The 21,171-nt window shown below is 67.0% G+C and carries 20 protein-coding genes and 1 pseudogene; 9 read left to right on the plus strand and 12 right to left on the minus strand.

What is annotated here, in order from left to right; all coding sequences use genetic code 11:
* The first annotated feature begins 51 nt into the window (after positions 1–51).
* The 5 genes from ER13_RS01285 (at position 52) to ER13_RS01305 (ending at position 8,646) form a co-directional block, all read left to right on the plus strand.
* Positions 52–1,581 (plus strand): tryptophan halogenase family protein, encoded by a 1,530-nt coding sequence (locus ER13_RS01285; protein ID WP_008262805.1) that lies wholly within the window; start codon positions 52–54, stop codon positions 1,579–1,581.
* A gap of 8 nt (positions 1,582–1,589) precedes the next feature.
* Entirely contained in the window at positions 1,590–3,134 is a 1,545-nt protein-coding gene (locus tag ER13_RS01290; RefSeq protein WP_008264259.1) for a tryptophan halogenase family protein, read from the plus strand.
* Positions 3,135–3,200: 66 nt separating this feature from the next.
* Entirely contained in the window at positions 3,201–4,241 is a 1,041-nt protein-coding gene (locus ER13_RS01295) for a LacI family DNA-binding transcriptional regulator (RefSeq protein WP_231492438.1), read from the plus strand.
* Between the two features lie 219 nt (positions 4,242–4,460).
* Complete coding sequence (locus ER13_RS01300) at positions 4,461–6,941, plus strand: TonB-dependent receptor (RefSeq protein ID WP_231492440.1); 2,481 nt, start codon at positions 4,461–4,463, stop codon at positions 6,939–6,941.
* A gap of 10 nt (positions 6,942–6,951) precedes the next feature.
* Positions 6,952–8,646 (plus strand): alkaline phosphatase, encoded by a 1,695-nt coding sequence (locus ER13_RS01305; protein WP_035305594.1) that lies wholly within the window; start codon positions 6,952–6,954, stop codon positions 8,644–8,646.
* Here ER13_RS01305 and ER13_RS01310 read toward each other — a convergent pair.
* From ER13_RS01310 to ER13_RS18210, 7 genes and pseudogenes are all read right to left on the minus strand, one after another.
* Positions 8,630–9,874, minus strand: coding sequence for an MFS transporter (locus ER13_RS01310; protein WP_035305597.1), 1,245 nt, complete (start codon positions 9,872–9,874; stop codon positions 8,630–8,632). The two genes, ER13_RS01305 and ER13_RS01310, sit on opposite strands and share 17 nt — an antisense overlap.
* A 10-nt stretch (positions 9,875–9,884) precedes the next feature.
* Positions 9,885–11,798 (minus strand): 1-deoxy-D-xylulose-5-phosphate synthase, encoded by a 1,914-nt coding sequence (gene dxs, locus ER13_RS01315; protein WP_197019693.1) that lies wholly within the window; start codon positions 11,796–11,798, stop codon positions 9,885–9,887.
* A gap of 57 nt (positions 11,799–11,855) precedes the next feature.
* The gene (locus ER13_RS01320; protein ID WP_008261771.1) at positions 11,856–12,761 is read right to left on the minus strand and encodes a polyprenyl synthetase family protein; all 906 of its coding nucleotides are present in this window, start codon (positions 12,759–12,761) and stop codon (positions 11,856–11,858) included.
* Positions 12,762–12,766: 5 nt separating this feature from the next.
* Complete coding sequence (locus ER13_RS01325) at positions 12,767–13,108, minus strand: tRNA-binding protein (RefSeq protein WP_035305605.1); 342 nt, start codon at positions 13,106–13,108, stop codon at positions 12,767–12,769.
* A complete protein-coding gene (locus ER13_RS01330; RefSeq protein WP_035305608.1) occupies positions 13,105–13,356 on the minus strand; it encodes an exodeoxyribonuclease VII small subunit in 252 nt (83 codons plus the stop codon). The genes ER13_RS01325 and ER13_RS01330 overlap by 4 nt, the downstream gene beginning before the upstream one ends.
* Before the next feature lie 48 nt (positions 13,357–13,404).
* Complete coding sequence (locus ER13_RS01335) at positions 13,405–14,067, minus strand: histidine phosphatase family protein (RefSeq protein WP_035305679.1); 663 nt, start codon at positions 14,065–14,067, stop codon at positions 13,405–13,407.
* Between the two features lie 40 nt (positions 14,068–14,107).
* A pseudogene (locus ER13_RS18210) lies at positions 14,108–14,200 on the minus strand (histone deacetylase family protein); the annotation flags it as partial.
* Positions 14,201–14,264: 64 nt separating this feature from the next.
* Between ER13_RS18210 and ER13_RS01340 the strand changes: the two are divergent.
* The 3 genes from ER13_RS01340 to ER13_RS01350 are packed head-to-tail and all read left to right on the plus strand — an operon-like array spanning position 14,265 to position 16,538.
* The gene (locus tag ER13_RS01340; protein WP_008259783.1) at positions 14,265–14,792 is read left to right on the plus strand and encodes a GNAT family N-acetyltransferase; all 528 of its coding nucleotides are present in this window, start codon (positions 14,265–14,267) and stop codon (positions 14,790–14,792) included.
* A gap of 20 nt (positions 14,793–14,812) precedes the next feature.
* Entirely contained in the window at positions 14,813–15,991 is a 1,179-nt protein-coding gene (locus ER13_RS01345) for a VWA domain-containing protein (protein ID WP_008262925.1), read from the plus strand.
* A gap of 46 nt (positions 15,992–16,037) precedes the next feature.
* Positions 16,038–16,538, plus strand: coding sequence for a hypothetical protein (locus tag ER13_RS01350; protein WP_035305611.1), 501 nt, complete (start codon positions 16,038–16,040; stop codon positions 16,536–16,538).
* A gap of 76 nt (positions 16,539–16,614) precedes the next feature.
* Here the strand turns inward: ER13_RS01350 and ER13_RS01355 are convergent, their stop codons facing one another.
* From ER13_RS01355 to ER13_RS01375, 5 genes are all read right to left on the minus strand, one after another.
* Entirely contained in the window at positions 16,615–16,794 is a 180-nt protein-coding gene (locus ER13_RS01355) for a CsbD family protein (protein WP_035305613.1), read from the minus strand.
* Positions 16,795–16,879: 85 nt separating this feature from the next.
* Positions 16,880–17,323, minus strand: a complete 444-nt coding sequence (locus tag ER13_RS01360; protein WP_008262403.1) for an NUDIX domain-containing protein — start codon at positions 17,321–17,323, stop codon at positions 16,880–16,882.
* A gap of 13 nt (positions 17,324–17,336) precedes the next feature.
* On the minus strand, positions 17,337–18,377 hold the full coding sequence (locus tag ER13_RS01365) for a sensor histidine kinase (RefSeq protein ID WP_008260327.1): 1,041 nt from the start codon (positions 18,375–18,377) through the stop codon (positions 17,337–17,339).
* Positions 18,374–18,799 (minus strand): response regulator, encoded by a 426-nt coding sequence (locus ER13_RS01370; protein ID WP_231492442.1) that lies wholly within the window; start codon positions 18,797–18,799, stop codon positions 18,374–18,376. The genes ER13_RS01365 and ER13_RS01370 overlap by 4 nt, the downstream gene beginning before the upstream one ends.
* Positions 18,796–20,322 carry a CHASE3 domain-containing protein gene (locus tag ER13_RS01375; protein WP_035305615.1) on the minus strand — a complete coding sequence of 509 codons (1,527 nt, stop codon included), beginning with the start codon at positions 20,320–20,322 and terminating at the stop codon, positions 18,796–18,798. Before ER13_RS01375 ends, ER13_RS01370 begins: the two co-directional genes overlap by 4 nt.
* A 132-nt stretch (positions 20,323–20,454) precedes the next feature.
* Here ER13_RS01375 and ER13_RS01380 point away from each other — a divergent pair, with 132 nt between their 5' ends.
* Positions 20,455–21,171, plus strand: a complete 717-nt coding sequence (locus ER13_RS01380; protein ID WP_035305618.1) for a hypothetical protein — start codon at positions 20,455–20,457, stop codon at positions 21,169–21,171.

Below are 21,171 nucleotides of genomic sequence, written 5' to 3' on the forward strand. Positions count from 1 at the left end.
CCGGCGACATTCGTGTCGCCGGCCTCTTTTTTCGCGTATTGGTATTCGTCCATGGATGAGATCGACGATCCTCGCATCCGTTCTGTCGTCATCGTCGGCGGCGGCACCGCCGGCTGGATGACGGCTGCGGCCCTGGTCCAGCATTTCCGCACTGCGCCGCTGAAGATCACCGTGGTCGAGTCGTCCGACATCGGCACGATCGGCGTGGGCGAGGCGACCATTCCCACCATCCGTCGCTTCTATGGCCAGTTGGGGCTGCGCGACGACGACGTGATGCGCGCGACCCAGGCGACCTGCAAACTGGGTATTCGTTTTCTGGACTGGTCCGGGCCGGGCTCGGACTTCATCCATCCCTTCGGCCTGTATGGACAGGACGTCAAAGGGATCGGCTTTCATCACTACTGGCTGAAACAGCGCCGCGCGGGCGACGCCGCTCCGCTGGCGGCCTATTCGCTGGGGGCGGCGCTGGCCGCGGGCGGCAAGTTCACCCTGCCCTCGCCCCATCCGCCGTCGCAGTTGTCGGTGTTCGACTGGGCGCTTCATCTGGACGCCGGCCTGTTCGCCCAGCATCTGCGCGCCTATGCCGAGGCCGGGGGCTGCGCCCGGATCGACGCCCGCATCCGCTCGGTCGAGCTGCGGCCCGAGGACGGTTTCGTGCGCGCCTTGACCCTGGACGACGGACGCGAGGTCGAGGGCGATCTTTTCGTCGACTGCTCGGGCTTCAAGGGGCTGGTGATCGGCGAGGCGCTGGGCGTCGGGTTCGAGGACTGGGGCCGCTGGCTGCCGTGCGACGCCGCCTATGCGGTGCAGAGCGAGAACCGGCCCGGCGACGCGCCGGCGCCCTTCACCCGCGTCACCGCCCGATCGGCCGGCTGGCAGTGGGGGATCCCGCTGCGACACCGGGCGGGCAACGGACTGGTCTTCTCCAGCGCCCATCTGAGCGACGATCAGGCCCTGGCCGAGCTTATGCCACACCTGCTGGGCGATCCGCTGACGGAGCCGCGCCGCATTCCCTTCCGCCCCGGTCGGCGATCGCAGGCGTGGGCCAAGAACTGCGTCGCCATAGGTCTGTCGTCCGGCTTCCTGGAGCCACTGGAGAGCACCAGTATCGCCCTGATCGAGACCGGGATCGAACGGCTGAAAGCCCTGTTCCCCGACCGCCGCTTCGCCCAGCCGATCCTGGACGAGTTCAACGACCAGACCGCGCGCGAGATGGAGCGGGTCCGCGACTTCATCATCCTGCACTACAAGCTGAACCGGCGGACCGACACGGACTTCTGGCGCGACTGTCGCGAGATGCCGGTCCCCGAGACGCTGGAGCGCAAGATCGCCCTGTGGACCGCGCGGGGCCAGTTCGTCCGCTATCGGTGGGAAATGTTCCACCCGGCCAGCTGGCTGGCCATCTATGACGGCTTCGGCCTGTACCCCGACCATCATGATCCCGCCGTGGACGCCATGGACCCGGCCTATCTGGCGCGCAGCCTGGCCGAGATGCGCGCCAATATCGCCGATCTGGTCGCCCGCACCCCCGAACACGCCCAATTCCTGGCGGGGCTAGACCCTGCCGCCTCCGCCGCATGAGACCCGACATGGACCAGCCCCGCCGCCCCCTGAAGAAGATCTGCATTGTCGGCGGGGGCACCGCCGGCTGGGTCGCCGCCGCCCTGATGGCCGAACATTTCAAGGGGCGGATGGCCGAGATCGAACTGGTCGAGTCCGACGACATCGGCACGATCGGCGTCGGCGAGTCCACCGTGCCGCCCTTTCTGGAAATGCTGAAGCGGCTGGGCATCGACGAGCGCGACTTCATCCAGAAGACCCAGGCCAGTTTCAAGCTGGGCATCCAGTTCGAGGACTGGACGCAGAAGGGCGAGAGCTATTTCCACCCGTTCGGCGCCGTTGGGGTTCCGGTGGATATCAGCGACTTCTATCCGGTCTGGCTGAAGGCGCGGATGAACGGTTATGACCGGCCGCTGATGGATTTCGCCGCTGCGGCCCGGATGGCGTCCCAAGGGCGTTTCATGCTGCCGTTCAAGGCCCAGCGCACCCCGATCGGTGGCGCGTCCTACGCCGTCCATGTCGATGCGAAACGGGTGGCCCGTTATCTGCGCGACTTCGCCGAGGCGCGGGGCGTCAAACGCACCGAGGGGATCGTCGAGGATGTGATGACGCGGCCCGACGGCTTCGTCAGCGGGCTGAAGCTGAAATCGGGCCAGACGGTCGAGGCGGACTTCTTCATCGACTGCACCGGCTTCCGCGCCCTGCTGATCGGCAAGACCCTTGGCGTCGGCTATACGGACTGGTCCGAATGGCTGATGTGCGATCGGGCCATCGCCGTCCAGACCGAGAATGTGGGGCCGCCCACACCCTATACCCTGGCTCAGGCTCAGGACTGCGGCTGGCGCTGGCGCATCCCGTTGCAGCACCGCACCGGCAACGGCCATGTCTTCTGCAGCCGCTACATGTCGGACGACGAGGCGACGGCGCGCCTGTTGGCGCAGGTCGAAGGGCGGCCGGTGGTCAATCCGATGGTGGTGCCGTTCAAGACCGGAGTGCGCGAGAAGATCTGGGACAAGAACGTCCTGTCGCTGGGTCTGGCGAGCGGGTTTATCGAACCGCTGGAATCGACGGCCATCCACCTGATCTATCGCGGCATGGACTTCCTGTTCCGCCTGATGCCGGACCTGGACTGCGATCCGAACCTGGCGGCCGAGTACAATCGGCGGATGACGGTGGATTACGAGGAGATTCGCGATTTCATCATCCTGCACTACGCCCTGACGCGGCGGGACGACACGGCCTTCTGGCGGCAATGCCGCGACATGGTCCTGCCCGAAGGGCTGCAGCACAAGCTGGAGGTCTTCCGCGCCAACGGCAGCCTTGTCGAGGCGCTGGACCCGTTGTTCCGCAATGTCAGCTGGTATGCGGTGATGGACGGCATGGGAGTGAGGCCCCGGTCCTATCCGCCGCTGGTGGACCGGATCGATTCCACCGGCCTGACCGACGAGATGGACCGCGCCGCCAATATTCTGAACGCCTTCGTCGCCGACCTGCCGACGCATCAGGCCTTCATCGACACCCATTGTCCAGCCCCGTCGGTGGACCTGCCCGCCCCATTGGCCGTGCCGGCCTGATACCGGCGTGCTTGCCTTCGCGCGGCCAAGGCTGACACAATGGCGCAGGGGATAAGGGATCAGAGTTTGCGTCGCGCCGTCACCATCAAACACGTCGCCGCCGAGGCGGGCGTTTCGCTGCAGACCGTGTCGCGGGTCATCAACAACGAGCCGAATGTTCGACCGGTTGTGCAGGAGCGTGTACGCGCCGCCGTGGCCAAGCTGGGCTATGTTCCCAGTCTGGCGGCGCGGCGAATGGGGGGATCACGCTCCTATCTGCTGATGGCGCTGAACGACCGAGACCGGACCATCGAGGGCTGGAAGTCCGGCGAGGGCACCGACTGGGTCGATCAGATGCTGATGGGCGGCATGCTGAAGTGCGAGGCCCACGGCTATCGGATGATCTTCGAACTGGTCGACACCCATTCGGACCACGTCGATGCGGCGGTGCGCGGGGCCATCGCCGCCCTGCACCCCGACGGCGTCATCCTGACCCCTCCCCACTCTGAGAACCCGGCCATCACCGGCCTGCTGAGCCAGCTGGGCCTGCCCTTCGCCCGGATCGCCTCGATCGCAGAAGGGGACGGATTCGCGGTGTCGATGGACGACGCCAAGGCGGCCGCCTTTGCGACCGACCATTTGCTGGGCCTGGGCCATGTCCGCATCGGCTTCATAACCGGCAGCGAGGAATATGCGGTCAGCGGGGCGCGGCTGGAGGGGTATCGCCGCGCCATGTCGGCCTCGGCGCACGGCCTGGACGAGACGCTGGTCGCGCGCGGCGATTTTTCCTACGAGTCCGGCGTCGCCGCCATGGAGACCCTGCTGGCCCTGCCGGCGCGGCCCACCGCCGTTCTGGCCAGCAACGACCGCATGGCCCACGCGGCCCTGCGCACGGCCAGACGGAACGGCCTGGCGGTCCCTGCCGACCTGTCGGTCATCAGCTTCGACAACACGCCCCTGGCCCGGTTCGCCGACATGACCGCCGTCATTCAGCCTATCGCCGAAATGAGCGCGGTCGCCGCCGAACTGCTGATCCGCTCCACGGCCGGCGACGCCGAACTGCCCCGGCAGAGCATGGTCGATTTCGGCTTCGCCCCCAGAGGCTCCACGGCGCCGCCGACGACCTGATCCGTCGTCCGGACCCGCTCGGCCAAACGCCCGACGCCGCTGTCGTCGCGGCCTGGGCGGTTAATGAAACGTACACGGCTTAATTGTCTTTCATCCGCCGCCTCAACGTCATGCATCGGCGTTCGCAGTGTCGCCTCGGCGACATCACCGCCGGTTACTGATCGCCGTTCAGGCCAAGCTTGGGGAAAAACGATGGCGAGTGAATTCAAGACGCGGCTTATGGCTGCCGCGGCGCTGACCGGCGTGATGGCGGCGGCGCACGGGGCCCAGGCCCAGTCGGCGGAGCCGGCGACGCTGGACGAGATCATCGTCACGGCCCAATTGCGCGCACAGAAGACCATTGAGGTCCCGTTCGCCCTGACCGCTTATTCCGGCCAGTTCCTGGAAGACCTGGGCATTCAGGAGTTCGAACAGCTGTCGGCCTTCGTGCCCGGCTTCCTGGTGCAGAACCAGTCGCCCAACAACCCCGGTTTCGTGATGCGCGGCATCACCTCAGACTCGGGCGCCGCCACGGCCGAGCCGCGCGTGTCGGTGTTCCAGGACGGCGTGTCGATCTCCAAGTCGCGCGGCTCCTATGTCGAACTGTTCGACCTGGAGCGCGTCGAGATCGCCAAGGGTCCGCAGTCGACCCTGTACGGCCGCGGCGCCCTGATCGGCGCCGTCAACCTGGTCCAGAACCGCGCTCAGCCGGGTGAGACCGAAGCCTACGCCAATATCGAGGCCGGCAACGAAGACTATCGGATGGTCGAGGGCGCGCTGAACCTGCCCGTCGGCGAGACGGGCGGCCTGCGCCTCGCCACCCGCCTGAAGACGCGCGGCGGTTCGGTCGAGAACCTGCTGGGCGGCGAAGACTATAACGCCATCGAGACCAAGGCCGTGCGTCTGTCGGGCGCCTGGGCGCCATCGGACGCCATGCGGTTCGACGTGATCGGCAACTATCAGAACGACCACGCCTCGGGCACCTCGTTCAAGTCGATCGCCTACGAACCGGCCGATCCGAACACCGGCGCGGTGTTGGGCGGCAAGGAGCCCTGGGAGGGCGCGGCCCTGACGCCGGGCGGCGATTTCGACGGCGGCAAGACGCTGGGCCTGAGCCGCGAAGTCTGGGGCGTGACGGGTCTGGCCCGGATCAATCTGAATTCGGCCTGGACCCTGAACTCGACCACCGCCTATCGCGAGTTCGACAACTACGAGACCTTCGACGCGGACGGCGTCTCCCTGCCCATCCTGACGGCGGCGGAAGAGACCCATGGCGAACAATGGAGCCAGGACCTGCGCCTGGGCTTCGACAACGGCGGTCGCCTGACGGGCTTCGTCGGCGCCGGCTGGTTCCACGAGGAAGGCTACCAGCGCGCCCCGGCCCAGTTCGACGAACGTCTGGTTCTGGCACAACTGGCCGGGCTGCTGGACGGATCGCCGACGGCGGTCGGCGACAACACCCTGCCGCTGTCGGTCTATCCGACGGTGGCGCGCAACGTGCTGACCTCTATGCTGACGCCGTTGGGCGCCGGCGCCTACGCTGCTCCGATCACCGCCAACCTCGACTCGAACCATATCGAGACCTCGACCAACAGCTCGGAACTGACGTCCTATGACGTCTTCGCCGACGCCACCTACGCCTTCACCGACAAGTTCGAAATGTCGGCTGGCGTCCGCTACACCCGCGACGACAAGACCACCGGCTATGCCAGCTCGGTCGATAGCCGGTCGGCCCTCGGCGCCCTGCTGGCGATCCAGGCCGGCGCGATCCCGGCGGCCCAGGTGCCGGCCTTCCTGGCCGCCATGGCCAATCCGGCCTTCGCCAACCTGCCCGCCAGCGTCTTCCCGCTGTTCGGCCTGACATCGCAGCCGACGGCCAACAACGGCGATTTCTCCTACTATGACTCGGAAGACGACGGCGTCACCTGGCGGGTCACGGCCCGCTACGAACTGACCGACGACACCAATCTCTACGCCAACTATGCACGGGGCCGTCGTCCGGAAGTGATCAGCGCCTCGGGTCCGTCCGCCCCCGGCGGCGCGGCGCGCTTCAGCCCGGTCGATGCGGAAACCGTCGACAGCTACGAGATCGGCGCCAAATCGGCCCTGCTGGACGGGCGCCTGCGCGTGGACGGCGCGGTCTTCATGTACAACTACGAAAACTTCCAGACGACGATCCAGCAAGGCACGCAGTTCATCACCACCAACGCCGGCGAGGCCAAGTCCTACGGCTTCGAGGGCCAGGCCAACTTCGCCGTGGCCTCGATGCTCGACCTGTTCGCCACCTACGCCTACAACCACTCGCGCTTCGAGAACGGCATCTACGACGGCAACCAGTTCCGCCTGTCGCCAGACAACGCCGCCTCGATCGGCGCGACCTGGCGCCTGCCGGTGACCGGCGGCGAGATCGAGGTCCAGCCGACCTACACCTGGCAGTCCAAGGTCTTCTTCAGCGACGACAACGACATCCCGGCGCTGCAGACGGCCAACTTCGTCGCCGACCTGATCCAGGACGAATATCAGGACGCCTACGGTCTGTTGAACCTGCGTATCCGCTACACCCCGGACTCGACCAACTGGGGCGTCGAAGCCTTCGGCGAGAACATTCTCGACGAGGAATACATCAAGGACGCCGGCAACACCGGCGACGCCCTGGGCATGCCGACCTTCATCGCCGGTCGCCCGGCGGCGTACGGCCTGGTGTTCAAACTGAAACTCTGAGGATCGAACGATGAATCTGGATCGCCGCAGCCTTCTGGGACTGATCGGCGCGGGGGCGGCGACGCCCGCCGTCGCCCAGACCGCCCATGCCGGTCAGGTCGCCTTCCTTCACGGGGTGGCCAGCGGCGATCCGGATCAGCATTCCGCGGTCTTCTGGACCCGCGTCACCCCGGCCGATCCGTCGGTCGGGGAGATTGCGGTGGTTCTTGAAGTGGCCAGGGACGCCGACTTCACCGACATGGTGCGTCGCTTTACCGACCTGACCGCCCGGGCCGAGCGCGACTTCACCGTCAAGCACGACCTGAACGGTCGCGGCCTGGAGCCGGGTCGGGAGTATTTCTATCGCTTCATCGCCAATGGCGTGACCTCGCCGGCGGGTCGGGTCCGCACCCTGCCCCAGGGCGCGACGCCGCAGGTCAACCTGGCCGTGGTGTCTTGCCAGCTCTATCCGGGCGGCCTGTTCAACGCCTATGAGGCCATCTCGCAGCTGGACCGGTTGGACGCCGTCGTTCACCTGGGCGACTACATCTACGAATACGGCGCGGCGCCGGGCGACTACGGCATGGCGACGGGCGCGCCGCTGAACCGGGCGCCCCTGCCGCCCCACGAAATCATCAGCCTGGCCGACTATCGGACGCGCCACGCCCAATACAAGACCGATCCCGATCTGCAGGCCGCCCACGCCCGCGCCGCCTTCATCTGCGTCTGGGACGACCACGAGGTCGCCAACGACGTCTGGATGATGGGGGCCGAGAACCATCAGCCGGCGACCGAAGGCGACTTCGCCACGCGCAAGGCGGCGGCCCTGCGCGCCTATTACGAATGGATGCCGATCCGCGAGGCCAAGGCCGGCGCGATGAAGGAAGCGATCAACCGCAGCTTCCACTTCGGCGATCTGGCCAGCCTGCACATGGTCGAAACCCGTCTGACGGCCCGCGCCGAACAGATGGACTTCGCCAACATCCCCAAGACCGCCGACGGCCGCCCGGACATCGCCGCCTTCGAGGCCCAGCGTCAGGAGCCGTCGCGCGACCTGCTGGGCGAAGGTCAACGCCGCTGGCTGGGCGAGGCCATGAGCCAGTCCAAGGCCGCCGGTCGTCCGTGGCAGATCCTGGGCAACCAGGTCGTCATGGCCCGGGTCAAGGGCCCGAACATCGAACAGATGCTGCCGCCCGCCCAGGTGGCGCAGATGATCGCCAGCCTGCCCGCCGATATCCAGCCCCAGGTCGAGGCCGCGATCCAGCTGTTCAAGCTGGGCCTGCCGTTCAACCTGGACAGCTGGGACGGCTATCCGGCCGGTCGCGAGCGTCTGTACGAGACGATGAAACAGGCGGGCGTCGAGCCGATCGTCCTGGCCGGCGACAGCCACGCCTTCTGGGTCAACGAACTGTATGACAACGGCGGCCAGCGTCGCGCGGTCGAGTTCGGGACCTCGGCCATCTCCAGTCCGTCGCCCGGCGACATGGTCGGCGGCCTGCCGCTGGGCCTGGCGCTGGAAGCCGCCAATCCCGAGGTCAAGTTCTGCGACCAGGCGTCCAAGGGCTATGTCCTGCTGACCCTGGACCGGGATCAGGCGGTGGGCGAACTGCGCGCCGTCTCGACCATCCTGGCCAAGCCGTATCAGAACAAGACGGTGAAACGCTATCGGTTGGCTCAGACCGCGACCGGTCTGGGTCCGCTGGAAGACGTCACCGAACCCGCCTGATCGAGGCCACCGCCAGGGTCGCCCCGCCGAAACAGGCGGCGGCGGCCAGGAACAGGCTGCGGAAGTCCAGACCCAGGTTCTCCAGCAGGACCAGGGCGATCAGGGGCGCGATCGCCTGGGGCAGGGTCACGGCCAGATTGATCAGGCCCAGATCCTTGCCCCGGTCCTCGACCGAGGGCAGGACATCGGTCATCAGGGCGATGTCGATCGCGCCATAGCAGCCCTGGCCCACCCCATAGAGGGCGAAGGCGACGACCACGGTGGTCCAGTCCTGCGTGGTCGCCAGCACAGCCGCCGCGATGGCCAGCAGCACCCCGCCGGCGATGGCGAGCGGCTTGCGCCGCGTGATCCGCGAGCCGCCCATGGCGACGACCGTGCTGACCCCGACCACCCCCACGACGGCGATGGCGGTCAGCAGCGAATGGCCGGCCTCGGCCGAGCGGCCGGGAAACAGGATCGGAAAGCCGATGGCGTCGGCGATGTAGAAGAGCAGATAGAAGGCCACCAGCGAATAGCCGGTCACCACCAGGAACCGATAGGTCCAGGCCAGGGTGAAGTCGCGAACGGCGAAGGGGTGCAGCAGGCTGGGCAGAGAAAACCCTGACAAGGGCGCCCGCCCCCGGTCGGCGGGCGCCGGATCCTCGCGCGACAGCAGGGCGAAGGGCACGGTCGCCGCCAGAACAACGGCGGCCAGGGTCGCGAACCGCGCGACCTCGCCCTGCGGCCCCCAGGCCATCACGACCGAACCGATCATGGCGGCCAGCGGATAGCCCATGCCCATGACCGCGGACATGGCGCTGCGCCGGTTCTCGGGCACACGGTCCGCGAACAGGGCGATCAGAGGGGCCAGCAGGATATTGAAGGTCAGTTGGAAAGCGACCAGGCCCAGCACCAGGCCCAGCGGGGTCGAGGACTGCTGGATGGCGGCGTAGCTGCCGATGGTCAGCACCGCGCCGACCACGATCCAGGGGCGCCGCCGGCCGTGCCGCGACCGGGTCCGGTCGCTGAGGGCGCCGCCGACGATATTGCCGAGCCCGGCGGCCATACAGCCCCAGAACAGGGCCTGGCTGAGCAACGGCCCCTTGGCCTGACCGTCGATCATCTCGGCGTGGAGGGGCGCGAGCACCTGAAGGAGGGGCGCCACGCCGATAAAGGCGCCGATATAGGCGACGGCGTAACCGATCAGGAAGGCCGACCCGACCGGCCGGGGAGACACGCCGGCGGTCATGCTGCGGGTCTCAGGCCCGGGCGGCCCGCGCCGTCTCGACGCCCAGCGCGCGCAAGGCGGCGGCGGCGATATGGTCCGCGTTGAGCCCCGCCAGAGCATACATGGCGGCGGGGGAGTCCTGGTCCTGGAAGACGTCAGGCAGGTTCAGGGTGCGGACCTTCAACCCGCGATCCAGCGCGCCCTTCTCGGCCAGAAGTTGCAGCACGAAGGCGCCGAAGCCGCCCATGGCCCCCTCCTCCACCGTGATCAGGGCCTCGTGCTCCCGCGCCAGGCGCAGGATCAGGTCGGCGTCCAGCGGTTTGGCGAAGCGGGCGTCGGCGACTGTCGCCGACACGCCCCGGGCGGCCAGCAGATCGGCGGCCTTAAGCGATTCCTGCAAGCGGGTGCCCAGGGACAGGATGGCGACAGAGGTCCCCTCGCGCACGATCCGGCCGCGACCGATCTCGAACGGGGCGGCCAGTTCCGGGATCTCGACCCCGACGCCGTCGCCGCGCGGATAGCGGAAGGCGCTGGGGCGGTCGTCGACAGCCAGGCTGGTCGAGATCATGCCCGCCAGTTCGGCCTCATCGGCGGCGGCCATCAGCACCATGCCGGGCAAGGCGCCCATGAAGCCGATGTCGAACGACCCGGCGTGGGTCGCGCCGTCTGCGCCCACCAGACCGGCCCGGTCCATGGCGAACCGCACCGGCAGAGACTGGATGGCCACGTCATGGACCACCTGGTCATAGCCGCGCTGAAGGAAGGTGGAATAGATGGCGCAGACCGGCTTCATCCCGTCAGCGGCCAGGCCGGCGGCGAAGGTGACGGCGTGCTGTTCGGCGATGCCGACGTCATAGGTGCGGTCGGGGAAGGCCTGGCCGAACAGGTCCAGTCCCGTGCCCGAGGGCATGGCGGCGGTGATCGCCACGATCGAGGAATCCAGGGCGGCGTGCTTGATCAGCTCGGTCCCGAACACCTTGGTGTAGCTGGGCGCGTTCGACACGGACTTGGCCTGTTTGCCCGAGATCACGTCGAACTTGACCACCGCATGGAGCTTGTCAGCGCTGCTCTCGGCCGGGGCGTAGCCCTTGCCCTTCTGCGTCACGACATGGACCAGCACGGGTCGGTCCTCGATGGCCGCCGCCTTCTTCAGGATCGGGACCAGATTCTCCATGTCGTGCCCGTCGATGGGGCCGACGTAGTAGAAGCCCAGTTCCTCGAACAGGGTGCCGCCGGTGACCATGCCGCGGGCGTATTCCTCGGCCTTCTTGGCCGCGTTACGGAACGGGCGCGGCAGGTGCTGGGCGACCGAACGACCCAGGCGGCGGACGTTCTGATAGGCGCCGCCCGACACCAGACCGGCCAGATAGGCGCTCATGCCCCCGACCGGCGGGGCGATGGACATGTCGTTGTCGTTCAGGATGACCATCAGCTGGCCATTGGTCGCCTCGGCGGCGTTGTTCATCGCCTCATAGGCCATGCCGGCCGACATGGAGCCGTCGCCGATGACCGCTACGACCTTGTTCTTCTCGCCCTTCTGGTCGCGTGCGGCGGCGAAGCCGAGGGCGGCGCTGATCGAGGTCGAGGCGTGGGCGGCGCCGAAGGGGTCGTACTCGCTCTCGCTGCGCTTGGTGAAGCCCGACAGGCCGCCGGGCTGGCGCAGGGTGCGGATGCGGTCGCGACGGCCGGTCAGGATCTTGTGCGGATAGCACTGGTGGCCGACGTCCCAGATCAGGATGTCCTTGGGCGTCTCGAACACATGGTGAAGCGCCGTCGTCAGCTCGACCACGCCCAGGCCCGCGCCCAGGTGGCCGCCCGTGACCGACACCGCGTCGATGGTCTCGGCCCGCACTTCTTGCGCCAGCTGTTTCAGCTGGGCGATGTCGAAGCCCCGCATGTCGGCGGGAAACTTGACGGTGTCGAGAAGCGGGGTGTCGGGCATCAGCCGGGAAAACCTTGAAAGTCTGATCAATCAACCCCTGGGGGAGATCAATGTTTCGTATCAGGACCGGCGCTTTAGCACAAAGTCCACGCTCGCCTTGAGGATTTCCGCCTCGTGCCCGAACGGCTCCAGGTGAGCCCTGGCCTGGTCAGACAGGTGCGCGACCCTCTGTCGCGCCGCCTCGAGCCCCAGCAGGGTGACGAAATTGGTCTTGCCCAGGGCCGCGTCCTTGCCGCCGGCGGCCTTGCCCATTTCTTCGGCCGAACCTTCCGCATCCAGAAGATCATCGACGATCTGATAGGCCAGGCCGACATCGTGGGCGAAGCTGATCAGGGCGTGCTGATGCTGGGCCGAGGCCTCGGCGATGATCAGCGGAATCTCGAAAGCGTAGGCGAACAGGGCGCCGGTCTTCAGCCGCTGCATCCGGGCGACGCCGCCCAGATCGTCGCGCACGCCCAGCAGGTCGATCATCTGACCGCCGGCCATGCCCCGCGCGCCCGAGGCCATCGACAGCCGCGCCGCCAGTTCGCACCGCACGACCGCGTCTTCGTGGGTGTCCTCGTGCAGGATGATGTCGAAAGCCGCCGTCTGAAGCGCGTCGCCGGCCAGGACCGCCGTGGCCTCGTCATAGGCGCGGTGGACCGTTGGGCGCCCACGCCGCATGTCATCGTCGTCCATGCACGGCAGGTCGTCGTGCACCAGGCTGTAGGCGTGGACGCATTCCAGGGCGCAGGCGGCGCGCAGCACCGACCGTTCGTCGATATTGAACAGGCGCGCGGCCTCAAGCGCGAAGAAGGGGCGCAGCCGTTTGCCGGGGCCCAGGGCCGCGTAACGCATGGCCTCGGTCAGGCGGGCTTCCGGTCCGTCGGCGCGCGGCAACAACTGGTCCAGCGCGACCGTGACCAGATCGGCGACCTCGGCCACCCGGTCGATCACGGCCTGTTCGGGCGAATTGGCGGCGAGCATAGGGGTCAAAACAGTCGCCCGCCCAGCGGCAGGTCGCGGTCCACCCCGACCAGCACCACCTCGCCGTCCGCATCGGGAAAGCCGAGTGTCAGCACCTCGGACTTCACCGGCCCGATCTGGCGCGGCGGAAAGTTGACGACGGCGGCGACCTTGCGGCCTTCCAGTTCTTCCAGCGTGTAGTGGCGGGTGATCTGGGCCGAGGATTTCTTGACGCCGATCTCGGGGCCGAAATCGATCTGGAGCTTGAACGCCGGCTTGCGCGCCTCAGGAAACGGCTCGGCCTTGACGATCCGGCCGACGCGAATATCGACCTTCATGAAGTCGTCGAAGGCGATGGTCGGCGTCATTCGAACGACGCCGCCTCGACGCCCTTGGCCTGGCCGTCCGGTCCGACGACGATCTTCTCGACGCGCAATTGGGCCGCCTTCAGACGGGCCTCGCAATGGGCCTTCAGCCGAGCGCCCTCTTCGTACAGGGCGATGGATTCCTCCAACGGCGCCTGGCCTGATTCCAGGCGTGACACGATGGTCTCCAGACGCTGCAGGGCGTCTTCGAAGCTGAGGTCGGCGGGGATGGCGGCGGCGGTATCGGTCATGGCGCGGACCCTAGAGGGGGTCGAAGCCTGCATCAACGGTGGATGCGGCTATCGCTTCTCGTAGCGGCGCTGGGACCAGTATTTGAAGCCCTGATTATGCACCAGTTTCCAGCCGTCGGCCTTCAGACGGGCGCCGACCATGTGATTGAAATAGCCGTGGGCGAAGACCAGCACGTCCTGGCCGGTTTCGGCGCGGGCGATCAGCTTGCGCGCCGCCTGTTCGGCGCGGGCCTCGGCCTCGGCGCGGGTTTCCTGGCCGCCGTGGTGGTCGAAGGCGTGCCACCAGAAGCGCGACACCACGCCCCACCATTTCGGCGACAGCTTGATCCAGTCGGGAATTGGCGGCGGCGGCAGGGGCGCCTCGATGAACAGGACGTCCGACATGACCTCACGCCCGGCGGCGGCGGCGGCGGCGGTTTCCTGGGCGCGCTGACGGGTCGAGGCGTAGATGGCGCCGGCGCCTTGGGCCGTGGCGACCAGTTCGGGCGGCGGAGTCTGGCCGGCCAGCAGGCCGCCGATCTCGTATTTGGCCCACCAGTCGCCGTACTGACGCGCGGTGATCAGGCATTTGCGCGACAGGGCGGGCTCGCCGTGACGCGTCAGGGTGATGGCGCCCAGGCGCAGAGCCGTTACAGCGCCGGACTCAGTCGATCCTGCGGCCTGCGGCGCAGGCTGATCGGTCGAATCGAGGGACAGGGCGGGGGATGACATGGCGATCGGACGGCCCTTAAGTTTCAAGGCTTTAGACGTCCTATTCCTCCCCGAGCGCGGCGACGTGTGCGACCGCGGAGCGGCCTAGTCCTTCAAGGTCGTAACCGCCCTCGAGCGCGGACACAACCTTGCCCGAACATGTCTGCGCGCCGCCTGTCGGCGGTGACGCGCGTCTCGCCCCATTGTAGAGCCGGATCATGACCGAGACTCTGATCCGCCCTGCCCGCCTCGAAGACGCCGAACCCCTGGGCGCCCTAGGTCGCCGGACCTTCATCGACACCTTCGTGACCGGATTCGCCATCCCCTATCCAGAGATGGACCTGAAGGCCTTCCTGGACGCCAGTTTCGACCCCGAGCCGACGCGAAAGAAGCTGACCGAACCCGGCTGCGCCTGGTGGGTGGCCGAGCGGGACGGCGCCCTGCTGGCCTTCGCCAACGCGGGTCCCAACGGCCTGCCCCACCCCGAGGCGCGCCCGGAGCACATGGAGTTGCGCCGCCTCTATGTGTCGAAGGCCGCGCAAGGCCTGGGCCTGGGCACGAAACTGCTGACCCTGTCGCTGGACTGGATGGAGGCCCATACCCAGGGGCCGCTTTGGATCGGCGTCTGGAGCGGAAATGAAAAGGCCCAGCGTCTGTACGCCGCCTATGGGTTCGAGAAGGCGGGCGAATACGAATACCCGGTCGGCGCCTGGCGCGACCACGAGTTCATCTTGCGGCGCGGCTGATCCGGGTTCACATCCTTTCCATGCTCCTCCCCTTCTTCACCGCCCTGCGCGACGCCAAGGTTCCGGTGTCGATGAAGGAATGGCTCCATCTGATGGAGGCCATGGATCGCGATCTGGCGGGGCGCGAGATCGAGGCCTTCTATCACCTGTCGCGCGCGGTTCTGGTCAAGGACGAGAAACACTATGACCGGTTCGATCAGGTGTTCGGGACGGTGTTCAAGGGCGTGGAATCGGTCGGCGCGGGCGAGGATCTGACCACCGACATCCCCGAGGACTGGCTGCGGCTGCTGACCGAAAAATATCTGACCGACGAGGAGAAGGCGCAGATCGAGGCGCTGGGCGGCTTCGACAAGCTGATGGAGACGCTGAAGCAGCGGCTGGAAGAGCAGAAGGAACGCCATTCCGGCGGCTCGAAATGGATCGGCACGGGCGGGACCAGCCCCTTTGGCCACGGCGGCTATAATCCTGAGGGGGTGCGGATCGGCGGGCCGGGCAAGCATGGCCGGGCGGTCAAGGTGTGGGAGAAGCGCGAGTTCCGGAACCTGGACGACACGGTCGAGCTGGGCACGCGCAACATCAAGGTGGCCTTGCGCCGCCTGCGCCGGTTTGCGCGCGAGGGGGCGGCGGAAGAACTGGACATCGACGGCACCATCGACGGCACGGCGCGCCAGGGCTGGCTGGACATCCAGATGCGGCCCGAGCGGCGCAACACGATCAAGGTCCTGCTGTTCCTCGACATCGGCGGGTCGATGGACGGCCATATCAAGCTGGTGGAGGAGCTGTTCTCGGCGGCCCGGACCGAGTTCAAGAACCTGGAGTTCTTCTACTTCCACAACTGCCTGTACGAAGGCGTCTGGAAGGACAACCGGCGGCGTCACACCGAGCGGATTCCGACCTGGGACCTGCTGCACAAATATCCCGGGGACTGGCGGGCCATCTTTGTCGGCGACGCGACCATGTCGCCCTATGAGATCACCATGCCGGGCGGCTCGGTCGAGCACTGGAACGAGGAGGCCGGCGCGGTCTGGATGAAACGCGCCCGTCAGCAGTGGGAGAAGTCGATCTGGCTGAACCCGGTGCAGGAACGATACTGGAGCTACACCGCCTCGGTCGGCCTGCTGCGCGAGGTGATGGACGAGCGGATGTTCCCCCTGACGCTGGAAGGCCTCGACAAGGCGATGCGCGCCCTGACAAGGTAGATTTCGCGTTCGAAGCGAACGCGCCCCATTACGAAGGGCCTGACCGATGATCGCCGCCGCCTTCGCCCTGCTGTTGCTGCAACAGACCGCCGCCTCCGTCGTGTGGGAAGCGCCCGCCGCCGAACCTGCGACGGAAACGCCGATCGCGGCGCCTTCACATACGGTGCCGGAATGGGGCCTGGCGGATCCCTTCGGCTATGAGCGCGCGCGCTGCAGCCCCCAACTGCGCGGCGCCAGGACGCTGGACGACTGTCAGGCCGAGGTGCGTGGACAACTCGCCTTGGCCCTGGGCGAGGATTTGCCGGATGCGCTGCGACCCGTCGGCATGGCGGGCGATTGCCAGATGACGCAGGCGACGGAGCGCGGATCGCCCTATGGCCTGCAATGCGGGCCGCAGTCGCGGACGCCCGCTGCGTCGTCCACCCCGCAGGAAATGGATTGTCGCCCCCGTCCCGTCGAAGGCGGTTTCAGTTCCGAATGCCGGCCGGTCGATGAGGCCAAAAACAAGGGTCTGTCGCTACGTCTTTGGGGCGGCAAGGACGACTGAAAACAGGGTCCGCCCAAACCGAAACGCCGCCCGCTTTCGCGGACGGCGTTCGGGCGGTTAGGGACCGGGGGAAGGCTTACTTGTCGTCTTTCAAGCTGTCCTTCACGCCGCCGACGGCGTTCTGGACCTTGCCCTCGACCTGATCGGCCTTGCCTTCGGCCTGCAGCTTGGAATCGCCGGTCAGCTTGCCCGCGCCTTCCTTGATCTTGCCGCCCATGTTCTTGGCGGAGCCTTCGATACGGTCTTGATCAGCCATGGGAATTCTCCTTTTCGAGCGGCGCTGTCATAGCGCCGCGACGTGCAGGAAGAACGGGATGGCCGCGAGGCTTGTTCCGTAAGGCTCAGCTTGCGCGACGCAGCCAGACCGCCACCGCCCAGGCGTGAGCGTCGTGCCGCAGGCGCGACAGGGCGACGGTCGGGTCCAGCCAGACCAGGGTATGATCGTCCTCGCATTTGGCGTCAGGATTTTCGCCCGTGACCACGCCGGTCCAGAAACCGCCGATGTTGCACAGCGGCTCGCCATTGCTTTTCAGGTGATACTGGCCCGCCTCGGCGATGCGGTTCAGCGGCTTGACGTCCAGGCCGGTCTCCTCGACGAATTCTCGCACCAGGGCCTGAACCTCGCTCTCGTCGCCGTCCACGGCCCCGCCGGGCAGGTCGAAATAGGCTCCGGTCGTCCGCTCGACCCGCACGCAGGCGATCAGGCCGTCGCGTTCGACGACGCCGAACGCCGTCGCCCGGTGGCGATAGTCGATTGCAGGATTGCGAACGCCGAACTGAAGCATGACCAAACTGACCCTAGAGGTCGAAGGCCAGTCGGGCGCGCACGCCCTTGTGGGCGGCGTCGAACTCGACGGCCGAACGCAGGCCCGAGGCCATGGCCGAGATGATCTTGCCGCCCAGGCCCGTGCCCTTGGGCGCGCCGTCGCCCAGGCCCGGGCCGTCGTCCTCGACCGTCAATATGGCGCGATGTTCGCCCTCGGGCTGCAGCTTGATGCGGATTTCGCCGCCCTGGCCCGGCAGATAGGCGTATTTCACGGCGTTGGTGACCAGTTCGGCGACGACGACGCCCAGCGACACGGCCTGATCCGTCGTCACCCACATCGGCGCGGCGTCCACGACCAGGCGCGGCGAGCCTTCGCCCGGACCGACGGACTTGGACAGTTCGTGCATCAGGCCTTCGAGATATTCGTCCATGGCCACCCGGCTCATGTCGCCCGAGGTGTAGAGGCGGCGATGGACGTGGGCCACGGCCTCGATCCGCGCCTGGCATTCCCTCAAGGCCTCGCGCGCGCCCTCGTCGGTGATCTGGCGCATCTGCAGGGACATGAAGCTGGACACCAGTTGCAGCGAATTGCCGACCCGATGATTGACCTCGCGCAACATGGCCTCGGCACGGTCACGGGCCAGACGGACTTCCTCCTGCGCGATGTCGTTCTCACGCTGCAGCCGGCGACGCAGAACGGCGTCTTCCAGGGCCGAGCGCAACAGGGAGGTGAAGTCTTCCGACACGTCCTTGATGACATAGTCTGCAGCGCCCGCACGCAGGGCGGCCACAGCGATCCGGCCTTCCTGGGCGCCGGTCACGTAAACGACCGGGGGCGGCGCGTTCAGGGTCAGGATGTCCGGCAGAACGTCCAGCCCGTCGCGGCTGGGCATATAGTGGTCCAGGGCGCAGACGTCGTATTCATGGGCCGCAAGCAGCGCCAGCCCGGCGTCACCATCGGGCGCGCAGGTGACGGCGAAGCCGTGGCGGCTCAACTCCTTCTCGACCAGCCGCGACAGCCCGCGGTCATCGTCGATATAGAGCAGTCGAATGGCGCCGGAGATTGCGGTCACTCGATCTCCGGGGCCTGCATCACCGACAGGAACAGACCCAGTTGGCGGATCGCGCCGGCGAAGGATTCATAATCGACCGGCTTGGTGATATAGACGTTGCAGCCTAGGTCATAGCAGCGCTGGATCTCGACCTTGTCGTCCGTGGTCGTCAGAACCACGACGGGCGCGCGCTTCAGTCGGTCGTCGGATTTCACCTTCTCCAGAATGTCGGTGCCCGACATATCCGGCAGGTTCAGGTCCAGCAGGATCAGCAGCGGGCCGTTGGCCAGGATTTCCGCACTGAACAGATAGTCGAGCGCCGCGCCGCCTTCGTCGAAATGCTTGATCTCGTTGCTGATATTCGCCCGGCGAATATTCTTCTCGATCAGTTTGGCATGACCGTGGTCGTCTTCGACCATGATGATTTTGACGGGTTGCGTCACAGCACGCCTCCGGGTTCCGACAGGATCAGTCGTTTGGGGAATTTCAGAAGGAAAGTCGAGCCCTTGCCAAGCTCGGACTCCAGATCGATGACCCCGCCGATCCTGCGCACGCTGTTGCGCACGAAGGCCAGGCCCAGCCCCTCCCCGGCGCGGTCCTGCTTGCCCGAACGACGGAACAGTTCGAAGATTCGTTCATGGTCCCTGGGCGCGACGCCGCGTCCATTGTCGGCGACCCGATAGACGATCCAGCCGCCGGGGACCTCTTCTCCCGAGACGACGATCTCGCCCGGCCGGCCGGCGTCCAGATATTTGACGGCGTTGTCGATCAGATTGCCCAGAATCTGTTCCATCGACAGACGGTCGCTCTCGATCGGCGGCAGGCTTTCTACGACGATCCGTGCGCCGGAGGCCTCGGTCTGATGGTGGACGCTGTCGGCGATGTTCTGGGCCATGGCGGTCATGTCCAGCCGCTCCGGCGCCAGATTGCGCCGCCCCTCGCGCGACAGTTTCAGGATGGCGTTGATCAGCCGGTCCATCTTTTCCGTGGAGGCCCGGATGAAGCCCAGGGCCTCCGGCATGTCCTCGCGCACGGCCGTGACGACGTCGGCGCTGACCGGGCCTTCGGCCTCCGCCTCGCGGATCGCCGCATCGATCACCTTGCCGGCCTGCTCCAGTTCGGAGGTGTAACCCATGACATTGACCAGGGGCGCGCGCAGATCGTGGCTGACGATATAGGCGAACCGCTGGATCTCGTCGTTGGCGCGGGTCAGGGCGGCGGTGCGGTCGCGGACCGTGTCCTCCAGGCCGGCGTTCACCGCATCCAGTTCCTCGCGCGCCCTCTGGATCTCGCCGACGTAGCGACGCACCATCCAGGCCGACAGCAGGGCCAGAATCAGCACCAGAAGGCCGGTCATGGCGTTCATCAACACCGTGACGAAGGCGGATCGCTCGGAGGCATGGGTGCGGTCGGCGATGCGGGCGGACTTGAGGGCGTCGAAGTCGTCGATGGCCACGCGCAGTTCGTCCATGTAGCGCTTGCCTTCGCCGGAGCGCACGGACTGGATCGCCTGCCCTATGCGACCCGCGCGCGCCAGGGCCAGCGTGCCCTCCATTTCTTGAAGCTTGGCGTCCGCCAGGCGTCGTATGCGCGCCACCGGCTCCTCCAGGACAGGGTCGCCGACCACGCCCTGCTCCAGAAAGCTGAGGGCCGGCTCCCGCTCCGCCCTTGCGGCCTCGAAGGGCTGCAGGAAGTCGCTCCGTCCGGTCAGCAGAAAGCCGCGCTGCGCCGTCTCGGCGTCCAGCATGGAGATCAGGACGGTGCGCGACGCCCGCCGCATCTGCTGTGCATGTTCGATCGTGTCGTTCACCGTCGCGGTGCGCCGGATCATGACGAAGGTCGAGATATTCACCGTAAGCAGCAGGACGAAGGCCAGGATCAGCAAACCCGAGACGGATCGCACAAGCGACGGCGTCCGCAGGAAGGTGCTGAAACGCGACCAGTTCTGGCTTTGTCGAGGTGTCATGCCACGGAGCATTAGCGGCGCCGGGGCGTGCGTCAAACGCCTGTTGCACGAAACCTGCGGGCTTTTCGCGGCTTGTGGTTAATATGGCCCGGCATGACCTTGCGGGGGCAGGGCTTAATCGGGGACGGGACGATGATCGGGTGGTGGTGGATTTTGCCGACGGCGGTGGCGCTGATCGGGCTGGTTCTGCTGATCCGGGGCTTGCGGGCCCTGTTCGGCGGCAAGCCTCTGAGCGGGGGCCTGGGCGCAGTCTTCGGCGGGGCCATTCTCTGGGCCGCCTGCCTGGCCGCCCTGTTCGGCATGAATATTCAGACCTACGCCCGCCTCACCTACGAGCGTCCGGTCGCCACCCTGACCCTGCGCCAGATCGGGCCGCAGTATTACGAGATCAACCTGGTCCAGCCCCCGCGCGAGGGCCAGGCCGCCGCTGCGGGCGCCCTCTATCCGGTTCACGGCGACGACTGGCGGATCGAGGCCCAGGTCCTGAAGTGGAAGCCTTGGGCCAATGTTCTGGGGCTGGATGCGCAATACCGGCTGGACCGGTTGTCCGGCCGGTATCGAGCCATCGAACAGGAGTTGCACGGCGAACGCAGCGCCTATGACCTGGCGGCGGCCGAAGCCAACGCCCGCAACGGCGCCGTCCCCTTCAAGGTCGAGGCCTGGGACGCCATCCGCCGCTACCGGCGCTATGTGGATGCTGCGGACACCCTGTACGGCTCGGCCGCCTATATGCCGATGGCCGACGGCGCCCGTTACGAGGTCTGGATCACCCAGTCGGGTCTGGTCGCCCGCCCCGTCAACGACGTCGCACGCAACGCCTCCGCCGGCGGCTGGACGGTGGCGAACTAG

Origin of the sequence: Brevundimonas sp. EAKA (assembly GCF_000698025.1) — a bacterium.
Lineage (GTDB): Bacteria > Pseudomonadota > Alphaproteobacteria > Caulobacterales > Caulobacteraceae > Brevundimonas > Brevundimonas mediterranea_A.

Bases quoted from the DNA above. Each gene is read 5' to 3' on its own strand.
- ER13_RS01320 (WP_008261771.1), bottom strand. From the start codon at position 12,761: ATGCTCGCCGCCAATTCGCCCGAACAGGCCGTGATCGACCGGGTGGCC.
- ER13_RS01330 (WP_035305608.1), bottom strand. From the start codon at position 13,356: ATGACCGATACCGCCGCCGCCATCCCCGCCGACCTCAGCTTCGAAGAC.
- ER13_RS01360 (WP_008262403.1), bottom strand. From the start codon at position 17,323: ATGCTTCAGTTCGGCGTTCGCAATCCTGCAATCGACTATCGCCACCGG.
- ER13_RS01340 (WP_008259783.1), top strand. From the start codon at position 14,265: ATGACCGAGACTCTGATCCGCCCTGCCCGCCTCGAAGACGCCGAACCC.
- ER13_RS01375 (WP_035305615.1), bottom strand. From the start codon at position 20,322: ATGACACCTCGACAAAGCCAGAACTGGTCGCGTTTCAGCACCTTCCTG.
- ER13_RS01300 (WP_231492440.1), top strand. From the start codon at position 4,461: ATGGCTGCCGCGGCGCTGACCGGCGTGATGGCGGCGGCGCACGGGGCC.
- ER13_RS01345 (WP_008262925.1), top strand. From the start codon at position 14,813: ATGCTCCTCCCCTTCTTCACCGCCCTGCGCGACGCCAAGGTTCCGGTG.
- ER13_RS01335 (WP_035305679.1), bottom strand. From the start codon at position 14,067: ATGTCATCCCCCGCCCTGTCCCTCGATTCGACCGATCAGCCTGCGCCG.
- ER13_RS01355 (WP_035305613.1), bottom strand. From the start codon at position 16,794: ATGGCTGATCAAGACCGTATCGAAGGCTCCGCCAAGAACATGGGCGGC.
- ER13_RS01285 (WP_008262805.1), top strand. From the start codon at position 52: ATGGATGAGATCGACGATCCTCGCATCCGTTCTGTCGTCATCGTCGGC.
- ER13_RS01310 (WP_035305597.1), bottom strand. From the start codon at position 9,874: ATGACCGCCGGCGTGTCTCCCCGGCCGGTCGGGTCGGCCTTCCTGATC.
- ER13_RS01305 (WP_035305594.1), top strand. From the start codon at position 6,952: ATGAATCTGGATCGCCGCAGCCTTCTGGGACTGATCGGCGCGGGGGCG.
- ER13_RS01380 (WP_035305618.1), top strand. From the start codon at position 20,455: ATGATCGGGTGGTGGTGGATTTTGCCGACGGCGGTGGCGCTGATCGGG.
- ER13_RS01325 (WP_035305605.1), bottom strand. From the start codon at position 13,108: ATGACGCCGACCATCGCCTTCGACGACTTCATGAAGGTCGATATTCGC.
- ER13_RS01290 (WP_008264259.1), top strand. From the start codon at position 1,590: ATGGACCAGCCCCGCCGCCCCCTGAAGAAGATCTGCATTGTCGGCGGG.
- ER13_RS01350 (WP_035305611.1), top strand. From the start codon at position 16,038: ATGATCGCCGCCGCCTTCGCCCTGCTGTTGCTGCAACAGACCGCCGCC.